Source organism: Streptomyces sp. NPDC058145 (assembly GCF_042884245.1).
In the GTDB taxonomy this organism is placed as follows: Bacteria; Actinomycetota; Actinomycetes; order Streptomycetales; family Streptomycetaceae; genus Streptomyces.
This window is the reverse complement of sequence record NZ_JBHVUH010000005.1, coordinates 411,573-429,180: the sequence shown is the minus strand read 5'-3', so window position 1 is coordinate 429,180 and position 17,608 is coordinate 411,573. Positions and strand designations below refer to the sequence as shown.

15 protein-coding genes and 1 riboswitch are annotated in these 17,608 nt (G+C 72.1%); of the genes, 2 read left to right on the top strand and 13 right to left on the bottom strand.

All coding sequences use genetic code 11. From position 1 onward, the window contains the following. Window positions 1-19: 19 nt before the first annotated feature. The 12 genes from ACFVVO_RS14400 to ACFVVO_RS14345 all read right to left on the bottom strand — a co-directional run bounded on the left by ACFVVO_RS14400 (window position 20) and on the right by ACFVVO_RS14345 (window position 15,042). A complete protein-coding gene (locus tag ACFVVO_RS14400; protein ID WP_390054768.1) occupies window positions 20-496 on the bottom strand; it encodes a septum formation initiator family protein in 477 nt (158 codons plus the stop codon). Between the two features lie 122 nt (window positions 497-618). Then, a complete protein-coding gene (gene eno / locus ACFVVO_RS14395; protein ID WP_390054766.1) occupies window positions 619-1,926 on the bottom strand; it encodes a phosphopyruvate hydratase in 1,308 nt (435 codons plus the stop codon). A 362-nt stretch (window positions 1,927-2,288) separates the two neighbouring features. Continuing rightward, window positions 2,289-2,981 carry a transglycosylase family protein gene (locus tag ACFVVO_RS14390; RefSeq protein WP_390054764.1) on the bottom strand — a complete coding sequence of 231 codons (693 nt, stop codon included), beginning with the start codon at window positions 2,979-2,981 and terminating at the stop codon, window positions 2,289-2,291. 4 nt (window positions 2,982-2,985) lie between these two features. Further along, window positions 2,986-3,158: riboswitch (cyclic di-AMP (ydaO/yuaA leader) on the bottom strand. 176 nt (window positions 3,159-3,334) lie between these two features. Then, the gene (locus ACFVVO_RS14385) at window positions 3,335-4,366 is read right to left on the bottom strand and encodes a transglycosylase family protein (RefSeq protein ID WP_390054762.1); all 1,032 of its coding nucleotides are present in this window, start codon (window positions 4,364-4,366) and stop codon (window positions 3,335-3,337) included. A 148-nt stretch (window positions 4,367-4,514) separates the two neighbouring features. Further along, window positions 4,515-5,804 carry a cytochrome P450 gene (locus tag ACFVVO_RS14380; protein ID WP_390054761.1) on the bottom strand — a complete coding sequence of 430 codons (1,290 nt, stop codon included), beginning with the start codon at window positions 5,802-5,804 and terminating at the stop codon, window positions 4,515-4,517. Continuing rightward, on the bottom strand, window positions 5,801-7,675 hold the full coding sequence (locus tag ACFVVO_RS14375; RefSeq protein WP_390054759.1) for a sel1 repeat family protein: 1,875 nt from the start codon (window positions 7,673-7,675) through the stop codon (window positions 5,801-5,803). The genes ACFVVO_RS14380 and ACFVVO_RS14375 overlap by 4 nt, the downstream gene beginning before the upstream one ends. 82 nt (window positions 7,676-7,757) lie before the next feature. Next, window positions 7,758-8,726 (bottom strand): nucleoside triphosphate pyrophosphohydrolase, encoded by a 969-nt coding sequence (locus tag ACFVVO_RS14370; RefSeq protein WP_390054758.1) that lies wholly within the window; start codon window positions 8,724-8,726, stop codon window positions 7,758-7,760. A gap of 141 nt (window positions 8,727-8,867) precedes the next feature. Then, window positions 8,868-9,515, bottom strand: coding sequence for a SurA N-terminal domain-containing protein (locus ACFVVO_RS14365; RefSeq protein ID WP_390054757.1), 648 nt, complete (start codon window positions 9,513-9,515; stop codon window positions 8,868-8,870). A 197-nt stretch (window positions 9,516-9,712) separates the two neighbouring features. Beyond that, window positions 9,713-10,540, bottom strand: coding sequence for a glycoside hydrolase domain-containing protein (locus ACFVVO_RS14360; protein ID WP_390054756.1), 828 nt, complete (start codon window positions 10,538-10,540; stop codon window positions 9,713-9,715). A gap of 123 nt (window positions 10,541-10,663) precedes the next feature. Next, entirely contained in the window at window positions 10,664-12,157 is a 1,494-nt protein-coding gene (locus ACFVVO_RS14355; protein ID WP_390054910.1) for a protein kinase, read from the bottom strand. 38 nt (window positions 12,158-12,195) lie between these two features. Continuing rightward, window positions 12,196-12,825, bottom strand: a complete 630-nt coding sequence (locus tag ACFVVO_RS14350; protein ID WP_390054755.1) for a hypothetical protein — start codon at window positions 12,823-12,825, stop codon at window positions 12,196-12,198. A 147-nt stretch (window positions 12,826-12,972) separates the two neighbouring features. Beyond that, window positions 12,973-15,042: an N-6 DNA methylase gene (locus tag ACFVVO_RS14345; RefSeq protein ID WP_390054754.1), complete on the bottom strand. Its 2,070-nt coding sequence runs from the start codon at window positions 15,040-15,042 to the stop codon at window positions 12,973-12,975. 189 nt (window positions 15,043-15,231) lie between these two features. Here ACFVVO_RS14345 and ACFVVO_RS14340 point away from each other — a divergent pair, with 189 nt between their 5' ends. Both ACFVVO_RS14340 and ACFVVO_RS14335 read left to right on the top strand, forming a co-directional pair. Beyond that, the gene (locus tag ACFVVO_RS14340) at window positions 15,232-15,933 is read left to right on the top strand and encodes a hypothetical protein (RefSeq protein WP_390054753.1); all 702 of its coding nucleotides are present in this window, start codon (window positions 15,232-15,234) and stop codon (window positions 15,931-15,933) included. 120 nt (window positions 15,934-16,053) lie between these two features. After that, window positions 16,054-16,806: a hypothetical protein gene (locus tag ACFVVO_RS14335; protein WP_390054752.1), complete on the top strand. Its 753-nt coding sequence runs from the start codon at window positions 16,054-16,056 to the stop codon at window positions 16,804-16,806. Window positions 16,807-16,830: 24 nt separating this feature from the next. Here ACFVVO_RS14335 and ACFVVO_RS14330 read toward each other — a convergent pair whose 3' ends face one another. Continuing rightward, window positions 16,831-17,574 (bottom strand): N-acetyltransferase, encoded by a 744-nt coding sequence (locus tag ACFVVO_RS14330; protein WP_390054751.1) that lies wholly within the window; start codon window positions 17,572-17,574, stop codon window positions 16,831-16,833. Between the last annotated feature and the right edge of the window lie 34 nt (window positions 17,575-17,608).

The window sequence follows — 17,608 nt, the reverse complement described above, 5'->3', positions numbered from 1 at the left end:
GTGGCCGGCCGGGGGCGGGTCACTGGTCGGAGGCGTCGGCCTTGTCGACCCCGTCCCAGACGTTCGCGTACCAGGGCCGGCGGGCGGCCCCGAGATCGGCGCGGGACTGCTTGGCCCCGCCCGGGTCGACGACGACGTAGCCGGTCTCCCCGGGCATCACATAGTGCAGCCGGCGCCGGATCTGCTGCTCGGCGTAGGCGTCGTCCTGCCAGCGCGCCTTGACGTCACGCAGCTGTTCGACGCGCTGCCGGGCCTGCTCCCGCTCCCGCTGGAGGTCCGAGATCTCGGCGCGCTGGGAGACGTACTGCCTCATCGGGTAGGCGAGGGCGACGATCAGCGAGCACAGCACCAGTGCCAGCAGGGCCGCGCGGCCGGTGAGCCGGGAGCGGCGGGCCTGCCGTTTGGTCTGGGAGCGGTAGACCTTGGCCGCGGTCTGCTCGCCGAGTGCGCGCAGCCTGGTGGCGGTGGAGAAACGGTCCCGGTCCCTGACGGCCATCTGGCTCTCCGCCTCCCCTTCCACGTGCGTACGTCCCCGCACACGGTACGGGACCGGGTACGGGGACGTACGTACGACTGGCTGATATCCGGGCCGTCCCGTTCGGATCGGCCCGGTGGAGGTCAGCCCTTGGAGACGTCGGTGTGGCCGCGGAAGCGCGGGAACGCGCTGCGGCCGGCGTACACCGCGGCGTCGTCGAGGATCTCCTCGATGCGCAGCAACTGGTTGTACTTGGCGACGCGCTCGGAGCGGGCCGGGGCGCCGGTCTTGATCTGGCCGCAGTTGGTGGCGACGGCCAGGTCGGCGATGGTGACGTCCTCGGTCTCACCGGAGCGGTGGGACATCATGCACTTGAAGCCGTTGCGCTGGGCCAGCTCGACGGCGTCCAGGGTCTCGGTGAGCGAGCCGATCTGGTTGACCTTGACCAGCAGGGCGTTGGCGGCGCCCTCGTCGATGCCGCGGGCGAGGCGCTCGGGGTTGGTGACGAACAGGTCGTCGCCGACGAGCTGGACCTTGTCGCCGAGCTTGTCGGTGATGATCTTCCAGCCGGCCCAGTCGTCCTCGAACAGCGGGTCCTCGATGGAGACGAGCGGGTAGGCCGCGACGAGCTCCTCGTAGTACTCCGTCATCTCGGCGGCGGAGCGCTCCTTGCCCTCGAAGAGGTACTTGCCGTCCTTGTAGAACTCGGAGGCGGCGACGTCGAGCGCGAGGGCGATCTGCTCGCCGGGCGCGTAGCCGGCTTCCTTGACGGCCTCGAGGATGAGGTCGAGGGCCTCGCGGTTGGAGCCGAGGTTCGGGGCGAAACCGCCCTCGTCACCGAGGCCGGTGGACAGGCCCTTGCTCTTCAGGACCTTCTTCAGCGTGTGGTAGACCTCGGTGCCCCAGCGCAGGGCCTCGGAGAAGGACTCCGCGCCGATCGGGGCGATCATGAACTCCTGGATGTCCACGTTGGAGTCGGCGTGCGAGCCGCCGTTCAGGATGTTCATCATCGGCACCGGCAGCAGGTGCGCGTTCGGGCCGCCCAGGTAGCGGAACAGCGGCAGGTCACTGGCCTCGGAGGCGGCGTGCGCGACGGCGAGGGAGACGCCGAGGATGGCGTTGGCGCCGAGCGAGCCCTTGTTGTCCGTGGCGTCCAGGTCGAACATGGCCTGGTCGATCAGGCGCTGCTCGGTGGCGTCGTAGCCGACCAGCTCCGGGCCGATCTGCTCGATGACGGCGAGGACGGCCTTCTCGACGCCCTTGCCCTGGTAGCGGTTGGGGTCGCCGTCACGGAGCTCGATGGCCTCGAAGGCACCGGTGGAGGCACCGGACGGAACGGCGGCACGACCCGTGCTGCCGTCGTCGAGGCCGACCTCGACCTCGACCGTGGGGTTGCCTCGGGAGTCCAGGATTTCCCGGGCTACGACGACGTCGATGGACGGCACGAGCATCTCCTTCTTGGATGTGACGCTGGAAGTGCGGGGCGGGGTGCCTTACGGCCCTGCCCTGCGACTAGAGCCTAACCGTCCAAGGGGCGTCGGCCACCGACCGACCGTCCCGTGGACAGGGAGACCGTACCCATTGTTCCTGCCCGGAACAAAGGGGTTCGGGCGAGGTCCCGCGAACAATTCGGGTGAGGTCCCGCGAACAAGAAGGGGAAGGGCCGGGAAAAACACAGCCCCGCCCCGGTGCGTACGGGGGAACACGCACCGGGGCGGGGAGCCCGTGGGGGACGGGGCGAATGGCCCTCACGAGGCCTTCAGCTTGGGGGACGGCCTTGTGAGGGCACTGTGGTTCCGGTCGGAGCCAGGTGTCACTTCAGGTGCAGCTGCTGGCCCGGGTAGATGAGGTCGGCGTCCTCGACGATGTCCTTGTTCAGCTTGAAGAGCTGCTGCCAGCCGCCCTCGACCTTGTGCTTGTCGGCGATGGTGCCGAGGGTGTCGCCCTTGACCACCTTGTACTCGCCGTCGCCCTTCTTGACCTTCTTGCCGGTCGGGGTGGTGACGGTCTTCTTCGCACTCGCGGCCGGGCGCTCGCTGGAGCGGGAGGCGGCCTGCGGGTCGGTGGAGCGGGTGGCGGTGCTGCCCGAGGAGGTGCTCTTGGAAGAGCTGCTCGGGGCGGAGCCGCTGTAGGGGGTGCTCGACAGGCCCTTGCCGCACACCGGCCAGGCGCCCTTGCCCTGGGCCGCGAGGACCTTCTCGGCGACGGCTATCTGCTGGGCCTTGGAGGCCTGGTTGGCCTGCCCGGCGTACTGCGTGCCGCCGTAGGCGGCCCAGGTGGAGGCGGAGAACTGCAGACCGCCGTAGTAGCCGTTGCCGGTGTTGATGGACCAGTTGCCACCGGACTCGCACTGGGCGACCGCGTCCCACTCGGAGGTGGTGGCGGCGGAGGCGTTGCCGGCCGCCATCAGCGGGGCGGCGACGGCGGCGCCGGTGACACCGGCGAGCGCGATGGCACGGGTGGCCTTGGACGGACGGCGGTGCTTGCCCTTGCTGGAAAACAGCATGGATGGATCCCCTCACCGACGCCTGCGAGGTGAGCTGTCGGGTTCGGGCCGGTTGAGTTGCCCGGTCGCAGGCCCGCTTTCACGGGCCGCGGCTCCACCCCTAGCCGGTTCCAGCGCGACCGCTGGTTCCGGCACTTACCTTGGGTCCCCCGCTCCTGCCTACGGCGCTTTACGCGACGACTGTTCCCGGGCGGCCGCTGGCAGGATTCGGCGTTGCGACAGCCGGGGCTCGTGGTGACGAGCGGTCACGACCGTAGACACGCGATCGAGGGAATTTCAAAGACGATCAGGGCTTCTGAGACTCATCCCACACTTTCACCGAAACGGACATCAGTAGCCAATACGGGCGTCAACTACCGCTGCTTTTGGCCCGTTTCGCTACCGACTTCCAGGGTCTGACCGGCGACGACCTGGTTCGGGTCGGAGCCGATGGCCTTCTCGTTCAGGGCGTACAGCTCATGCCATCCGCCGTCCACGTCAAGGGAGTCGGCGATGGAGGCGAGGGTGTCGCCCTCGCGGACGGTGTAGGTGTCCGTCCCGCGGGAGGCATGCTTGCCCGACGAGGTGGCATTCTGACCGTTTGTCACGCTTTCGTCCGCGTTACCGCCGCGGTGACGTCCGCCACTGCCGAGCGCTCCCGTGTCGACGAGGCTCCAAGAACCGCCGGTCTGCCACGAATTGTCCGAGTCCTCCACAACGGGATCCGTGGCCGGGGACTCGCTCCCCTGTGACTCCTCGGCGCGCGGCGATGCGGATTTGTCGGACTTGGGGGTGTCTGCGCTCTTGTCCGATCCCTTGGAACCGGCCTCCTTGCCCACGTCCGAGGACGACTTGCCGGTCGCGTCCGAGGAGGAGTCGGACGAAGAGGAGGAATCCGGCAGGCCGGACGAGTCGGAATCACCGGCGGAACCGGACGAGTCCGTGGAGCCGGAGGAGTCGCCGGACTCGCCGTGGTCCGAGTCGGACTTCCCGGAGCCTCCGACGCCCGTGTCGACGTCCAGGGACCCGGAGTCGGCGGTCAGACCGGAGAGCAGGGCACAGGTGGTCCAGGGCGTGGTGCCCTTGTCGGCGAGGATCTTCTCGGCGACGGCGATCTGCTGCGAACGGCTGGCCTGGTCGGCGGTGGCGGCGTACTTGGTGCCGCCGTAGGCGCCCCAGTCGTCCTGGGAGATCTGCAGCCCGCCGTAGTACCCGTTGCCCGTGTCGGCGCTCCAGGAGCCGCCGCTCTCGCACTCGGCGACCTTGTCCCAGGTGGTGCCGTCGGCCGCGTTGGCGCTCGCGGCACCGAGGAGCGGGATGGCGATGGCGGAGCCGGTCACTCCGGCCGCGACGAGAAGAGCCGGAGCCTGACGGGGGCGACGGTGACGACCGTTCCCGGAGAGCATGCGGAAGCCTTTCGTGCGACAGCGGGACCAGCGCGGTGCCCAATGCTCGGGCCGCGCTGATGGGTGAAGGTATAGGCATACGATCACTTGTCACAAGTTCATGCCGCACAGATCACGTGAAGATCACAGAGTTGAACGCCCGTCATGTTTACGGTTGTACGGCCTTTTCCGCGGCCGGGGTGAACTCCACGGGCAGGGTGCGCAGCCCGCGCATGATGAGCCCGCCGCGCCAGCGCAGGTCCGCCGGATCGGCCGCGAGCCGCAGGTCGGGGAGGCGGGTGAGGAGCGTGGCGAGCGCGGTCCGGCCCTCCAGGCGGGCGAGCGGGGCACCGAGGCAGTAGTGGATGCCGTGGCCGTAGCCGAGGTGCTGGTTGTCGCCGCGGGCGAGATCGAGGACGTCCGGGTCGGCGAACCGCTCCGGGTCCCGGTCGGCGGCCGCGAGGACGACGAGCACCGGGTCGCCGGCCGCGACGTCCTGCCCGCCGAGGGTGAGCGGCTGGGTGGCGAACCGCCAGGTGGCCAGCTCGACCGGGCCGTCGTAGCGCAGCAGTTCCTCGACGCCGGTCTCGAGCAGGCCCTGTTCGCCGCGGGCGAGGGAGTCCTGCAGCCGGTGGCGCTGCTCGGGGTGGGTGAGCAGGGCGTAGGTGCCGTTGCCGATGAGGTTGACGGTCGTCTCGAAGCCGGCGAACAGAAGGATGAAGGCCATCGCGGCGGCCTCGTTCTCGGTGAGGTGTTCACCGTGGTCGGAGGCGCGGATGAGACCGGAGATCAGGTCCTCCCCCGGGGTGGGCTCGGCCGGCAGTGCCGCGCGCTTGCGGTGGATCAGTTCGGCGAGGTAGCCGCGCATCTTCTTCACCGACCGGGCGACCCCGCCGCGCGGTCCTCCACCGTGCCTGATCATCATCCCGGCCCAGTCGCGGAAGTCGTCCTGGTCCTCGCGCGGGACGCCGAGCAGGTCGCAGATGGCGTAGATGGGCAGTGGGAAGGCGAACTCGTGGATGAGGTCGGCGGAGCCCGTCCTGACGAACCGGTCGATGAGGTCGTCGGTCAGCTCCTGCACCCGGGGCGCGAACTCGGCGACCCGGCGCGGCGTGAACGCCTTGCTGACCAGTCTGCGCAGCCTGCTGTGGTCCGGCGGGTCGATGTTCAGCAGGTGCGTCATCAGCTCGGCCTTGCGCTCGCCCGGGATACCGGTCTTGCCCTTGGCGTGCGCGGGCTCGTCGTGGTGCGCGGGGTTCTTGCTCAGCCGCTGGTCGGCGAGGGCCTGCCGGGCGTCGGCGTACCGGGTGACCAGCCAGGCCTCGACCCCGCTGGGCAGCCGCGTCCGGCGCACGGGCTCGTGCTCGCGCAGCCAGGCGTAGGCGGGGTAGGGGTCGGCGGCGAACTCCCAGGTGAACAGTTCCGGGGCGGTGCTGGGCGGGGCGGGCTGGTCGGTCACTCCTCGACGGTATCGGTCGCGGACGCCAGCTCCGCCTTGGCCGCCGCGTGACCGTCGGCGGCGGCCCGCTGGATCCAGTGGTCGGCCCACCGGCGCAGCGCTCGGGCGAAGGTGTACGCGGCGTTGGCGTCACCGTGCTCGGCCGCCTCCCTGAGATACGGGAGCGCCTTCTCGTACTGTTCGTCCTCGACAAGCATGTCGCCCAGCGCGCCGTTCACATCGCGCACCAGCTGCTCGTTCGGCAGGCCGGCGGCCACCGCCTTCTCGAACCAGGTGAGGCAGCCGTCCCTGTCCTCCCTGATCTGCGCCATGACGCCGAGCACGACCATGGCTCCGCCGTCGCCCTCCTCCGCCCGGCCGGACAGCTCCCGGTTCGCCTCCCGGGCCACGGCATCGACGGCGTCGGACCCCGCTGTCTCGGCGGCGCTCATCACCTCGAGCCACACGTACACCGGTACGTCCGTGTACTCCTCGTCGGCATCGAGGTCCGCCCGCAGTGATCCGTAGGCCTCATGGGCGTCGGCGTCCTCGGTGTCCGGAACCAGCAGGCCGGTCACCCCCAACCGCGGTCCGACCGCCCAGGCCAGGGCCTCCTCCCGCGACTCCCACTCCTGCTCCGGCCAGTGCTCCTGGGGCACATCCGCGAAGTACGCGGCCACCAGGCCGCCCAGCACGCGCGCCGAGAGCGGCCCGGCGAGACCGCACCGCGCGGCGTCGGCGGCGGCGCGGACCAGGAAGTGACCCGCGGGGTGCGCGCCGGCCCTGCGCGCCCGCCGCCACTCGTCCCACAGCTCCGGGCCGACCGCCAGGTACTCCGTCACCGTGAGCCGGCCGCGTCCCTCCCGGGCCCCGGCCAGCCGGGGATCGTCCACCGCCTCCAGCGCGGCCGTTTCGCGCGGGCTCCACTCCCGGGCGAGTTCGACCGTCTCCACCCGGCTCAGCACCCGGGCGGCCCGTCCGCCGCCGAACCGGTGCGCGTCGTAGGCCTCGTCGTTCATCGTCGCGACGACCGGCACCCGGAGGGCGGCGAGCTGGGCCGGCAGCCCCACGTCCAGCCCGAGTTCGCCCAGATGGCCGTCCAGGTCGTCCAGCCACAGGAGGTAGGAGCCCCGGCGCTCGCGCAGCACACCGGGCAGCGCGCGCAGGTCCGCCCCCGGTGAGGGCGCGTACACGCGCGTGTTCTCCGGCAGGGCGTTGCGGACCGCCTGCCACGCGGTGCGGCTCTTGCCGGACAGCGGCTCGCCGGTCACCACGACGAGACCGCCCGCGTGCAGCAGCCGGACCAGCCGGTGGTCCGCGTCCCGGCCGACGTACGGGGGCAGCTCGTTCCCCGTGCCGAGGCGCTGGGCCCGGTGGACGCCCAGGGCGACGGGGTCGGCCGTACCGACCGTGGGCCACGTGCCGGGGTCGGGGAGGGAGGCACCGCCGGGGTGCCCATAGGTGTGCTGGACCCCGATGACGGGGGCGTTGAAGGTGCCCTCGCGGAAGTCGACGTGATCGCCCGCCGCGCCTGCCTGGACGGGCGCGGCGGGGGCGGGGACCGGCACAGCGGCGGCCGCGGGCCGCGCCTTCCCCTTGGGCATCCTGAACTGAGCGACTATGCCGACCAGTTCGACAACGGCCTGTTCGTCGCCCCGCGCAAGCACCGCCCCGACGCGTCGGCTCCACCGGTCGTGGGCCGCCCAACGCGTGTCGGACCTGGCACTGTTGGCGTTGAACCCGCGGACGAGATCGGCGTACTGGCGACGCTCATGGCGCTCGAACCACTCCGCGAACATGTTCACGCACCTGGTGTTCGCAGGCCGTGACCACAGCGAGTCGATGAGCACTTCCGCCCCCTCGACCGCCAGCTCCTCCAACTGCTGCTCCACTCAAGCCCCCTGGCCGTCCGCGCGTGCCCTGGGGCAACGGTACTGACCTGAGGCGCCGTCACCGAGGCGCTTGGCAGAGGTGTCAGTGCTCCGCCGCCCGTATCGCGTCCCGGTACACCCGCGCCGCCGCCCGCAGTGCCGCCTCCGGGTCCACGCCGTCCGCCTCCGCGCGGACCGCCAGGGCCAGCAGCTCGTAGCCGATGCCGTCACCCTCGGGCAGCGGCACCTCCAGGCCCGCCGTGCGGGTGCGGGAGGCGAGCTTGGCGGCGAGGGCGAGGCCGGGCTGGCCGAGGGGGACGCCCTCGGTGACCGAGGTGCGCCGCTTCTCCTCGGCCTTGGTGCGCAGCCAGTGCTCCTTGACGTCCTCCGGGGTCTCGGCCGTCTCGTCGCCGAAGACGTGCGGGTGGCGGTGGATCAGCTTGGCGACGATGCCGCCGGCCACGTCGTCGACGGAGAACGGCGCCTCCGGGTCCTCCTCGGCGATGCGGGAGTGGAAGACGACCTGGAGGAGGACGTCACCCAGCTCCTCGCGCAGCTCCTCCCGGTCGCCGGCCTCGATCGCCTCGACCAGTTCGTACGCCTCCTCGATCCCGTACTTCGCCAGGCCCAGGTGGGTCTGCCGGGACGACCAGGGGCATTCGACACGGATGCGGTCCATGACCTGGACGAGGTCGAGGAGGCGGGCGCCGGGCAGGTCGTAGGAGGCGGGCAGCAGCTCCAGCTCGGGCATCCGGAACCGCCCGGAACCGGCGAGGCGGGCGAGGCCGTCGGTGAGGGCGGGCTCTCCCTCCCCCATGGCCACGACCACCACCGTCCGCCCGCCCGCGCAGGCGTCGACCAGCTCCTGCGCGGTGGGCGACGCCTCCGCCACGGATATCCCGGCCTCCCGCAGATAGGGCAGCTGCGGATGGGCGCCGTCCGCGCACAGCACGGCGTCGGCGGCGCGCAGCGCCTGCCAGGCGGGCCAGGACAGCAGGCCGGGCGCGACACGGTGGCTGGTGGTGAGCAGGACGATGCGGCCGGGGGCGGCTTCGGGGCTGGTTGCGTTCACCATCCGAACGTAACCCACGGGGAAGAGGGAGGGGATCGGTTGTCCACAGGGCCGGGGACAACGTGTGATCGTATGACCGACCGGCCCCCGCCGACCCCTGCCGTACCGTTCCGGCACCGGCACAGGACCGCCGGCCGCCCGCTACGCCGGCTGCCGCGCCCCCGTCGCCGTGGCCTCCCGCACCCAGGGCGTCTTGGCGTCCACGCGGCTGCTCTTCTGCACGTCCCAGGCGCCGTAGCGCGGGTTGAGATCGACGTGGAGTTCCTGGGAGGCCCGGGACAGGGCCTTCCAGAAGGCGGGCTGCGTGGTGTCGGTGCCGAGCTTCGCGGCGAGCTTCTGCGCCTCGAGCTGGAGCCGGAGGTTGTCGTCCAGGCGGCCGGGCGCGATGCCGTACTTCTGCAGCCAGGCGGTCTCCAGGCCCTTGGCGCCGCCCGCCTGCTGCTCCAGGCCGGCCCGCATCCGGGAGACCTCTCTGCGGGTGACCGCGATCCCCTCGTCCCGCGCGGCGCGGTGCAGCACCTGGTCCAGGACCATGTTGTGCAGGGTGTCGCGGGTCAGGCTGCCGGTGGAGGCGAGGACCTGCTGGTACTGGGTCTCGTCCTGCACCACGGCCCGCTGCGCCCGGCGTACCTCGTTGACCCGGCCCTCGAGCTGGCCGACGGTGATCCGCTGCCCTCCCACGACCGCGGCGGCGCCCGGGTGCGCTTCGCTTCCGCAGGCGGTGAGGACGGGTGCCGCGGCGGCGATCGCGGCGGAGAGGAGGAGCGCGGTGCGACGGCGGCGGTGCAAGGAGACCTCCAAGGGAGATTGCAATGACACTGCGGCGCGCCAGCGCCTCCGCCGGGGGTGGTGGTCGGGCGACGGGCGGGCGCACAAAGTCTTGCGGTGATCGATGTTAGGCAGTGGGCAGCCTGCGGCCAACCCATTCGACCAACGATTCGCACGCGCTTCGGGCACCGCCGCGCCTCCCCGGCCCGGGGTACGGGTCAGCCGGTGATGGCCACCGGCGCGTCCCACGCGTCACGGTCGACGGTGAGCGTGACACCGCCGTGCGACTCCTTGCTGTTGACCATGTACTGGTGGGCGCGGCTGTGGTTGGTGAACTGGGTCGAACCCCAAGGCCAGTCCGAGGTCGTGGTGTTCTTCTTGTCCCACAGCGCGTACCAGAGGTTGCCCGGCAGGTCGGTCTTGTCGCTCGCGGTGGCGATGGCCTTGGCGCTGGAGCTGGTGAAGCCGTAGTAGCCGGCGCGGTACGTCTTGACGCGCAGTTCCTTGTCGAAGGCGCGGACGTAGGTGAGCACGGCGTCGTTGCACGACTTGTTGGTGACGTCGTACGGCTCCATGTCCAGGTAGATCGCGCTGCCGGCCTTCATGCCGAGCGCGGCGGCCTTGGCCACGGCGTCGTTGGCGTCGCTGGTGCCGAGGGAGGCCGCGGTGGACGCGGTGAGCTTCTCCGGGTTGGAGCTGGTCTGGCAGGGCGGCTGGGCGCCGACGTAGATCGGGACGAGCTTCCAGCCGAGGCCGCTGACGTACGTCACCCAGGAGGACGTCAGGTTGGGCTGGGCGCAGCCGCGGTTCTTGCCGCCCACGTAGACGGCGGCCGCGCCGTAGAAGCCGGTGTGCCAGGCCTTCATCGTCGCCTTGGAGGGCGCGGTGCAGGTGTCGAAGGCGCGCCCGGTGAACGTCTTCTGCGCGGGCCAGGAGGTGGCCGCCATCGAGGTCTGCGCGGCGATGCCCCCTCCGGCGACGACGGCAGTACCCGCCACGGCCCACGTGACGTACCTGCGTCTCTTCGACTGCCGATGGCCTGCCATGAAACCCCACCCCTGCTCAAAAGTGCGTGGCGAAAACGAACCGCAACCTATCCCGCGCCGATCATGCGTTCGGGAAACTCAACCCCTTGTAGAGCACAAGAATCTCCCAGGCAACGGCAAAAACTACCCGCGCACCTGTCCCAGCCACTGCAGGGTCCGGCGGATCTCCGCGGCCAGCGGGTCACCGGCGCCGCGGAAGCGCTCGACGTCCACCAGCAGCCGCGCCAGCGTGTCGTGGGCGGCCGGCCGGTCGCCGAGGGCGAGCAGCAGGTGGCCGATGCGGCGGCGCACGTCGTGGGCGAGCTGCGGGTCGCCGGAGACGTACTGGTTCTCGTAGTACGGCAGCAGCGCGCGGTACTCGGCGAGTGCCGCCGCCGGTTCGCCGAGCTGCTCCAGGCACTGGGCCGCCTCGTAGCGGAAGCGCAGGGACTGCGGGTCGGCCTGCCCGGCCTCGGCGGCGCGCTCGTCGGCGAGGCGGCGCAGTTCGGGCAGTGCGCGCCGGTACTGGCCGTCGTCGAGGAGGGTGGCCGCGTACTGCTTGCGCAGGGTGCGCACCACCGGGGAGCGCTCGCCGTGCTGTTCGGCCGCGGCGGGCAGGATCGCGCCGAGTATGTCCACGGCCTGGGTGATGCGGCCCTCCCCGAGCAGGCGCTTGACCTCGTCGACGGCGGCGGCGACGTCGGGCTTCCCGGCGGCGGGCGGCGCGGGCGCGACGGGGGCGGGCTGCGGCGCGGGCGTGCGCGCGCGGTCCGGCCAGGGGGCGTGCGGCCGCAGGAAGGGGCGCGTCGGGTCCAGCGGCGCCCCGGTGGGCATGCCGCGCGCGGGCAGCAGCAGCGCCAGGTGCTCGTACACCTCCTGCGCGGAGTCCGGCCGGTGCTGCGGGTCCTTGGCCAGCAGGCGCAGGACGAGCGACTCCAGCGCTTCGGGGACCTCGGGGCGGATGCGGCGCACCGGCAGCGGCGGCTCGTACAGGTGCCGGTGCAGCACGCCGAGCGCGGTGGAGCCGGCGAACGGCACGTCGCCGCTCAGCAGTTCGTGCATCAGCACGCCGAGCGCGTACAGGTCGGTGTACGGGCCGACCGCGCCGCCCATGGCCTGCTCGGGCGCCATGTAGGCGGGCGAGCCGATCGGGGAGCCGGTGTGGGTGAGGCGGGTGGTGTCGGTGTCCATGACGGAGGCCACGCCCAGGTCGAGGACGGTGACCGTACCGTCCTGCTTCACCATGACGTTCCGCGGTTTGAGGTCACGGTGCACGATCGGCACGGCGTGCACCGCGCTCAGCACGGCGCACAGCTGCGCGGCCACCGCCACCGCCCACTGCCACGGGTACGGGTCGTGCTCGGCGAGATGGTCGGAGAGGTCGGCGCCGTCGACGTACTGCATGACGAGGAACAGCTCCTCGCCCTCGCTGCCCGCGTCGTGCACCGTGACCAGGCCCGGGTGGTCGACCTGCGCGGTCACCCGGCACTCGCGCACGAAGCGGCGGCGCAGTTCGTCCGCCTCCTGCCCGGCCACCTTGTCCGGGCGCAGCAGCTTCACCGCCACCCGCCGGTCCAGCCGCTGGTCGTACGCCGTCCACACCTGACCCATGCCGCCCTGGCCGATGAGCGTGGACAGTTCGTAGCGGCCGGCGACGACACGTCCCGCCGCCACGCTCACCGTCCGCCCTCGTGGCCGGCGTCCCGCATGCCGTCGCCGTCGTGGTGGCCGTCGTGCTTGCGCAGGTAGTCGCTCAGTTCGTCCAGTTCGGCGCGCACCTGGTCGATGCGGGCGGGCGCCGGGCGCTGCGGCGGCGGGGCGACCGGCGGGGGCTGCGGCACGGGCGTGTGCTGCGCCGGGGGCCGCGCGGGCACCGGGGTCTGCGGCGAGGTCGTCGCGAGGAACGGCACCGCCGGCCCCGGATATCCGTAACCGGACACCGCCCCGCTCCCGTACGCCTGACGCAGCCGCTGGTAGTGACGGATCTCCGCCACCAGGTAGTACACGGTGATGACCACCAGGCCGCCCAGCAGCAGCGTCATGCCCAGGTAGCCGCCGGGGGTGTGGACCTCGTCGCCGGACTCGCTGCCCACCAGGACGATGGCGAGGACGTCGGCCGCCAGCGCGGCCACGAACAGGCCCCAGTCCAGCGACCTGCGCGTGACGGCGGCCAGCCGCAGCAGCATGGCCCAGGCGAGGAAGCCGGCGCTGAGGACACCGAACGCCACCAGCAGCACGCGCAGGAGGACCAGCCACGCGTTGTGCGGCGGCTGCTTCACCGGCTGTGCGTAGCCGTGGCCTTGCATGGCTGCTCCTGATGCCTGAAATGGGCGTACCTGTCCGCCCGGTGTGCTCCGCCGGGCTGACGCCACTCGTGCGATGGTCGCTTCGAGCATATGGCCCGGCACGGACAAGCGGTCCGGGTTGTACCGAACCGTTGTCCGGGAGCACCGTCAATCCGGCGCGACGGTGCCGTCCGTGAGCCCGTCGTACATCCCGCGCACCAACTGCTCCCCGAGCCGGGTCGCGTGCCGCACGGCCCGCTCGAACTCGTCGAGGGCACGGAACCGCGCGCCGTAGCGCCGCTGTTCGTCGAACGGGAGCCGGGGCAGTTGGAGGCGGCGCACGTCCAGGCGGGTGGCCGTGGAGGCATAGCTGCTGGCCTGGCGGTGGTTGGCCGTACCGCGCAGGAAGCCGGCGAGGAACCACGGGTCGAGCGCCGCCGGATCGGGCCGCAGCAGCACCAGGTTGCGGCCCAGGGCGGCGCCCCGCGTCGCCTCGCCGATCACGCGCGCCACCGTGCCGCCGCCGAGCACCGGCACGACGACGTCGCCCGGTTCCGTCACCACGGCTTCCTCGTCGCTCTCCGGCAGCGTCCCGGAGGGCGCCGTTCCGGCGAGCACGTCGTGGTCGGTGAGGACGGGCACGCGCGCGCGGCCGCCGGTTCCGCCGCTGCGCAGCACCAGCGTGCCCCCGCGCGCGAGTTCACCGACGGTGGTGAGCGGCCAGCGCGCGGGGGGCGCCGGGTCGACGGGGGGCGGGGTGAGGTCGGCGGTCAGCCGCAGCGTCTCGCCGAGGCGCTCGCGCACCGCCGTGAGCTGCTCCGCGCCGTCGGCGGCCGCCGCGGGCGGCAGATGGCGGGCGGGGGCCAGGTCGACGTCGTCGTCGAGGAGTTCGATGACCGGCACGGACCGGGCCAGCCCCGGCCGCTCCGCCAGCCGCCCGGCGCGGTCGAAGGCGCGCCAGGCGTCGAGCACGGCCTCCCGCACCGCCTGCCAGTCGGGGCCGCCGCGTGCCTCACCGGCGAACCGCCCGGTGTCGGCGAGCAGCACCTCGGGCGCCGCGGGCGTCCGGTCGGGCCGGCGCAGCACCCACACGTGGAGCGGGATGTTGTACGGCGGCGCCGCCCCGACCGGCAGCGCGACGACGGCGCGCAGCGCGCCCCGGCGCAGCAGGTCGGCGCGGATCCGGCGCCCGGAGCGGCGGGAGGCGGCGGCCGGCGGCATGAGCAGCACGGCGGTGCCGCCGTCGGCCAGCCGGGCCAGCGCGTGCTGCACCCAGGCCAGCTCGGACTCGGTGCGCGCGGGGAAGCCGTACTCCCAGCGGGCGTCGTAGGCGAGTTCGTCGTGGCCCCAGTTGCGCTCGTTGAACGGCGGGTGGCACAGCACGGCGTCGGCGCGCAGCTCCGGATGGGCGTCGGCGCGCAGGGTGTCGCCGGCGGCGGCGTGCACGGTGGCGCGGGACTGCAGCCTGAGGCGCAGTGCGGTGAGGGCGGCGAGGTCGGGGGCGCCGTCCTGGGCGTACAGCTCCTGGTCGGGGCGGGTGTCGACGGCGCGCAGCAGGGCGCCGGTGCCGCAGGCCGGGTCGAGGACGGTACGGGCGGGGCCCGCGAGGTCGGCCATCAGCCGGGCCAGTTCGGCCGGGGTGAGCGTGTACTGGCGCGGGCTGGCGTCCAGATGGCGGCCCAGCAGGAACTCGAAGGTGTGCCGCGCCCCCGTCTCGGCGGCCAGTTCGGCGGCACCGCGCAGGAGGGGGGCGGAGAGAAGGAGCTGGGGGCCGGTCGGGGTGCGCAGCGCGGGGGTGTGAGCGGGGGGCGAGGTGTGAGCGGGTGTGCCGGTGTTCACGGGAAGCGGTGTGTTCACACCCAGCACCTGCTCCAGCGCGCCCGGCAGCATCGCGGCCAGACGCTCGTCGGAGCCGGCGCTCACGTCCAGCCAGACAGTGGGCCGTTCATGGATGAGCAGCAGCGCGCAGCCCGCGTGCACCAGCGCGGTGACCGGGCCCTCGGGGTGCCCGGCGAGCTGCTGCCAGACGCGTTCGCGCAACGGGACCTCGGCGAGCTTGCCCTGCTCGCGCAGCCATTCCTCCACCTCGGCGAGTGCGAAGGACGGGCTGGTCTCGGTGCCGCCGACCGGTTTGGGGAAGTCGGCGTGCCGGCGGCGCCAGTTGCTGACGGCGGCTCGGCCCACTCCGGCGAGCCGCGCGATACCGGCGGCGGTCACCTCTGTCGCGTTGTCCTGCACCGGTCCCGCTCCCCTCGTCCCGTTGTGCGCCGAGCATACCGGCGTACACAAGATCCCCGCATTCACGGACGTGTACCGATCAGAATCCGTGAACCGTGTTGACTCGGTTCACAGGCTCTGGTCTTATTGACCCAGCGAACGAGCGGCCAGCCGGAGGGGGCGGTCGCCGCATCGGGGAGGGGTTCCGACATGGGTATGAAGGGCAAGATCGCGCTGGGCGCCGTCGTGGGGGTCGCCGTCATCGCCGCCGTGTCCGCCAACGCCGACGACAGCAAGGACGGCGGTTCCGGCAGCGGCAAGGGCACCTCGGCGTCCGCCGCGCACCGGCCCGGCTCGAAGCAGGACACGGGCGCCGGGAAGGACGCGGGCGGCAAGGCGGCGCAGAAGAAGAAGGCCGCCTTCGGAGGAGACGGCGAGTTCCAGGTCGGCTCCGACATCAAGCCCGGCACCTACCGCACCACCGGCAACACCGACGGCATGTGCTACTGGGAGCGGGCCAAGGACGCCTCGGGCGAGATGGACTCCATCCTGGCCAACGACAACGTCTCGGGCGCGAGTTACGTCACCATCCAGGCCGGCGACAAGCTGTTCAAGTCGAACGGCTGCGCGGACTGGGAGGCCGTCGCCGCGAAGGCGAAGGGCTCGCCCGCCTCCTCCATGGACGGCGACGGCGGCATGTTCAAGGTCGGCACCGACATCGCGCCGGGCACCTACAAGTCGGCCGGCAACAGCGACGACTCCTGCTACTGGGAGCGCACCAAGGACGCCGAGCACGGGCTCGACTCGATCATCGCCAACAACAACGTGAAGGGCACGGCCGTCGTCACCATCGGTGCCGGCGACGCCTACTTCAAGACGACCGGCTGCGGGAACTGGAAGAAGACGGCCTGACCGCCCAGTTCACCACCGCACCGCACCACCGTCGCGCCACCGCACCGCACCAGGCATCGCGCCACGCACCGCTCCACTCGTCACCACGTCTCACTCCACTTCTCTCAGCAAGGAATTGTCATGCGCCGAACCGCACTTGCCGCCCTCTGCCTCATCGCCGCGGCCACCGCGGGAGTCACCGGCTGCCTGCCGGGGCAGGACAAGGCGGACAGCAAGCCGAAGGGCCCGTTCGCCGGGCTGAGCGGCGGCGAGATCGCCGACCGTGCGCTGAAGGCCACCACCGGGGCCTCGTCGTTGCGGATGAAGGGTGATGTCGCCGACGACGAGAGCACGGGCACCATCGGGCTCGACATGGCCCTGGACAAGAAGGGCGAGTGCGCCGGCACGATGAGCATGGGCGGCCAGGGCAAGGCCGACCTGATCAAGACCGGGAGCACCGTCTACATGAAGTACGACGAGGCGTTCCTGCGCGCCCAGAGCAAGGGCGAGTCCAAGGCCGACACCGACGCGGCCGTGGCGATGCTGGCCGGGAAGTGGGCCAAGATGGCGGTGAAGGGCCAGGACGCCAAGGACATCGCGGGCTTCTGTGATCTGAACTCTGTGCTGGCCGACGCGGGTGACGTCAGCTCGGACGCCACCCGCGGGAAGACCACCACCGTCGGCGGCACCCCGGCGATCGTGCTGCACGAGAAGGACGGCAAGGACCGCTACACGCTGTACGTCGCGACCGAGGGCAAGCCGTACCTGCTCCAGGTCGACAGCGCGTCCGGCGCCAAGGAGCCGGTGCACCTGTCCTTCAGCGACTACGACAAGCCCGTACCGGCGCGGAAGCCCGCCGGGAAGGTCATCGACCTGGACGCCCTGGGCGGCTGAGTCCGGGCGGGGGCCCGGCGCGGGTCACAGCGGGTGCCGCATCCACACGTTGGGTTCGACGTAGACGGCGTACCCGCGCTCCGGTTCGCAGTGGACCGGGACCAGTGCGCCGGGCACCTCGACGTACCCCCGGGCGTCGAACGGCAGCCCCGTCCAGCGGCGCCACTCCTCGAGGGAGGCGCCGACGGTCATGGAGGCCGTGGCGACGGAGTCGATGGTGGCACCGGCGCGGGCGTGCACGCGCAGCCACGGGTCCTCCGGCAGACCGTCGGGGCGGACCCGGTAGGCGTACTCGGTGATCGGGGTGCGCGGTTCGCGGTGCTTGGCGCTGGGGCGGACGGGGGCGACGACCTCGCCGAAGCCGCGGGCGCGGGCGTTGTCCCGCATCGCCGAGAGCATGACGGCGGACAGGCCGTGCCCCTGGGCGTGCGGGGCGATGACGACGGAGATCGCGCTGACCGTGTCGGGGCGGGTGCCGCGGCGCAGGTCGGCGAAGGCCCACAGCAGGATCTGGTCCCAGCCGCGGGCGGGCAGGGTGCCCCGGCCCTCGGCGGCCAGGGAGAAGGGGACGCTGAAGGCGTGGGCGACGATCTCACCGCGCTCGTCCTCGGCGAACAGCGCGTACTCGGGCAGCTCGGTGGGGATGCGGCCGTAGTGGGCATTGCCCACGGGGTCGTTGGTCACGAACTCGGGCCAGGTGTCGGCCATCTCGAACACCGCCGGGAGCCGGTCGGGCCGCTCGGCGAGGCTGCTTACCCTCACGTCCATGCGGGTCACCGTAGGTGGTGCGGATCGTCCCGGG

What these genes read in the sequence shown, in the direction of transcription:
- ACFVVO_RS14340 (WP_390054753.1), top strand. Translation starts at nt 15,232, where the DNA reads ATGGGTATGAAGGGCAAGATCGCGCTGGGCGCCGTCGTGGGGGTCGCC.
- ACFVVO_RS14360 (WP_390054756.1), bottom strand. Translation starts at nt 10,540, where the DNA reads ATGGCAGGCCATCGGCAGTCGAAGAGACGCAGGTACGTCACGTGGGCC.
- ACFVVO_RS14400 (WP_390054768.1), bottom strand. Translation starts at nt 496, where the DNA reads ATGGCCGTCAGGGACCGGGACCGTTTCTCCACCGCCACCAGGCTGCGC.
- ACFVVO_RS14350 (WP_390054755.1), bottom strand. Translation starts at nt 12,825, where the DNA reads ATGCAAGGCCACGGCTACGCACAGCCGGTGAAGCAGCCGCCGCACAAC.
- eno (WP_390054766.1), bottom strand. Translation starts at nt 1,926, where the DNA reads ATGCTCGTGCCGTCCATCGACGTCGTCGTAGCCCGGGAAATCCTGGAC.
- ACFVVO_RS14335 (WP_390054752.1), top strand. Translation starts at nt 16,054, where the DNA reads ATGCGCCGAACCGCACTTGCCGCCCTCTGCCTCATCGCCGCGGCCACC.
- ACFVVO_RS14385 (WP_390054762.1), bottom strand. Translation starts at nt 4,366, where the DNA reads ATGCTCTCCGGGAACGGTCGTCACCGTCGCCCCCGTCAGGCTCCGGCT.
- ACFVVO_RS14330 (WP_390054751.1), bottom strand. Translation starts at nt 17,574, where the DNA reads ATGGACGTGAGGGTAAGCAGCCTCGCCGAGCGGCCCGACCGGCTCCCG.
- ACFVVO_RS14390 (WP_390054764.1), bottom strand. Translation starts at nt 2,981, where the DNA reads ATGCTGTTTTCCAGCAAGGGCAAGCACCGCCGTCCGTCCAAGGCCACC.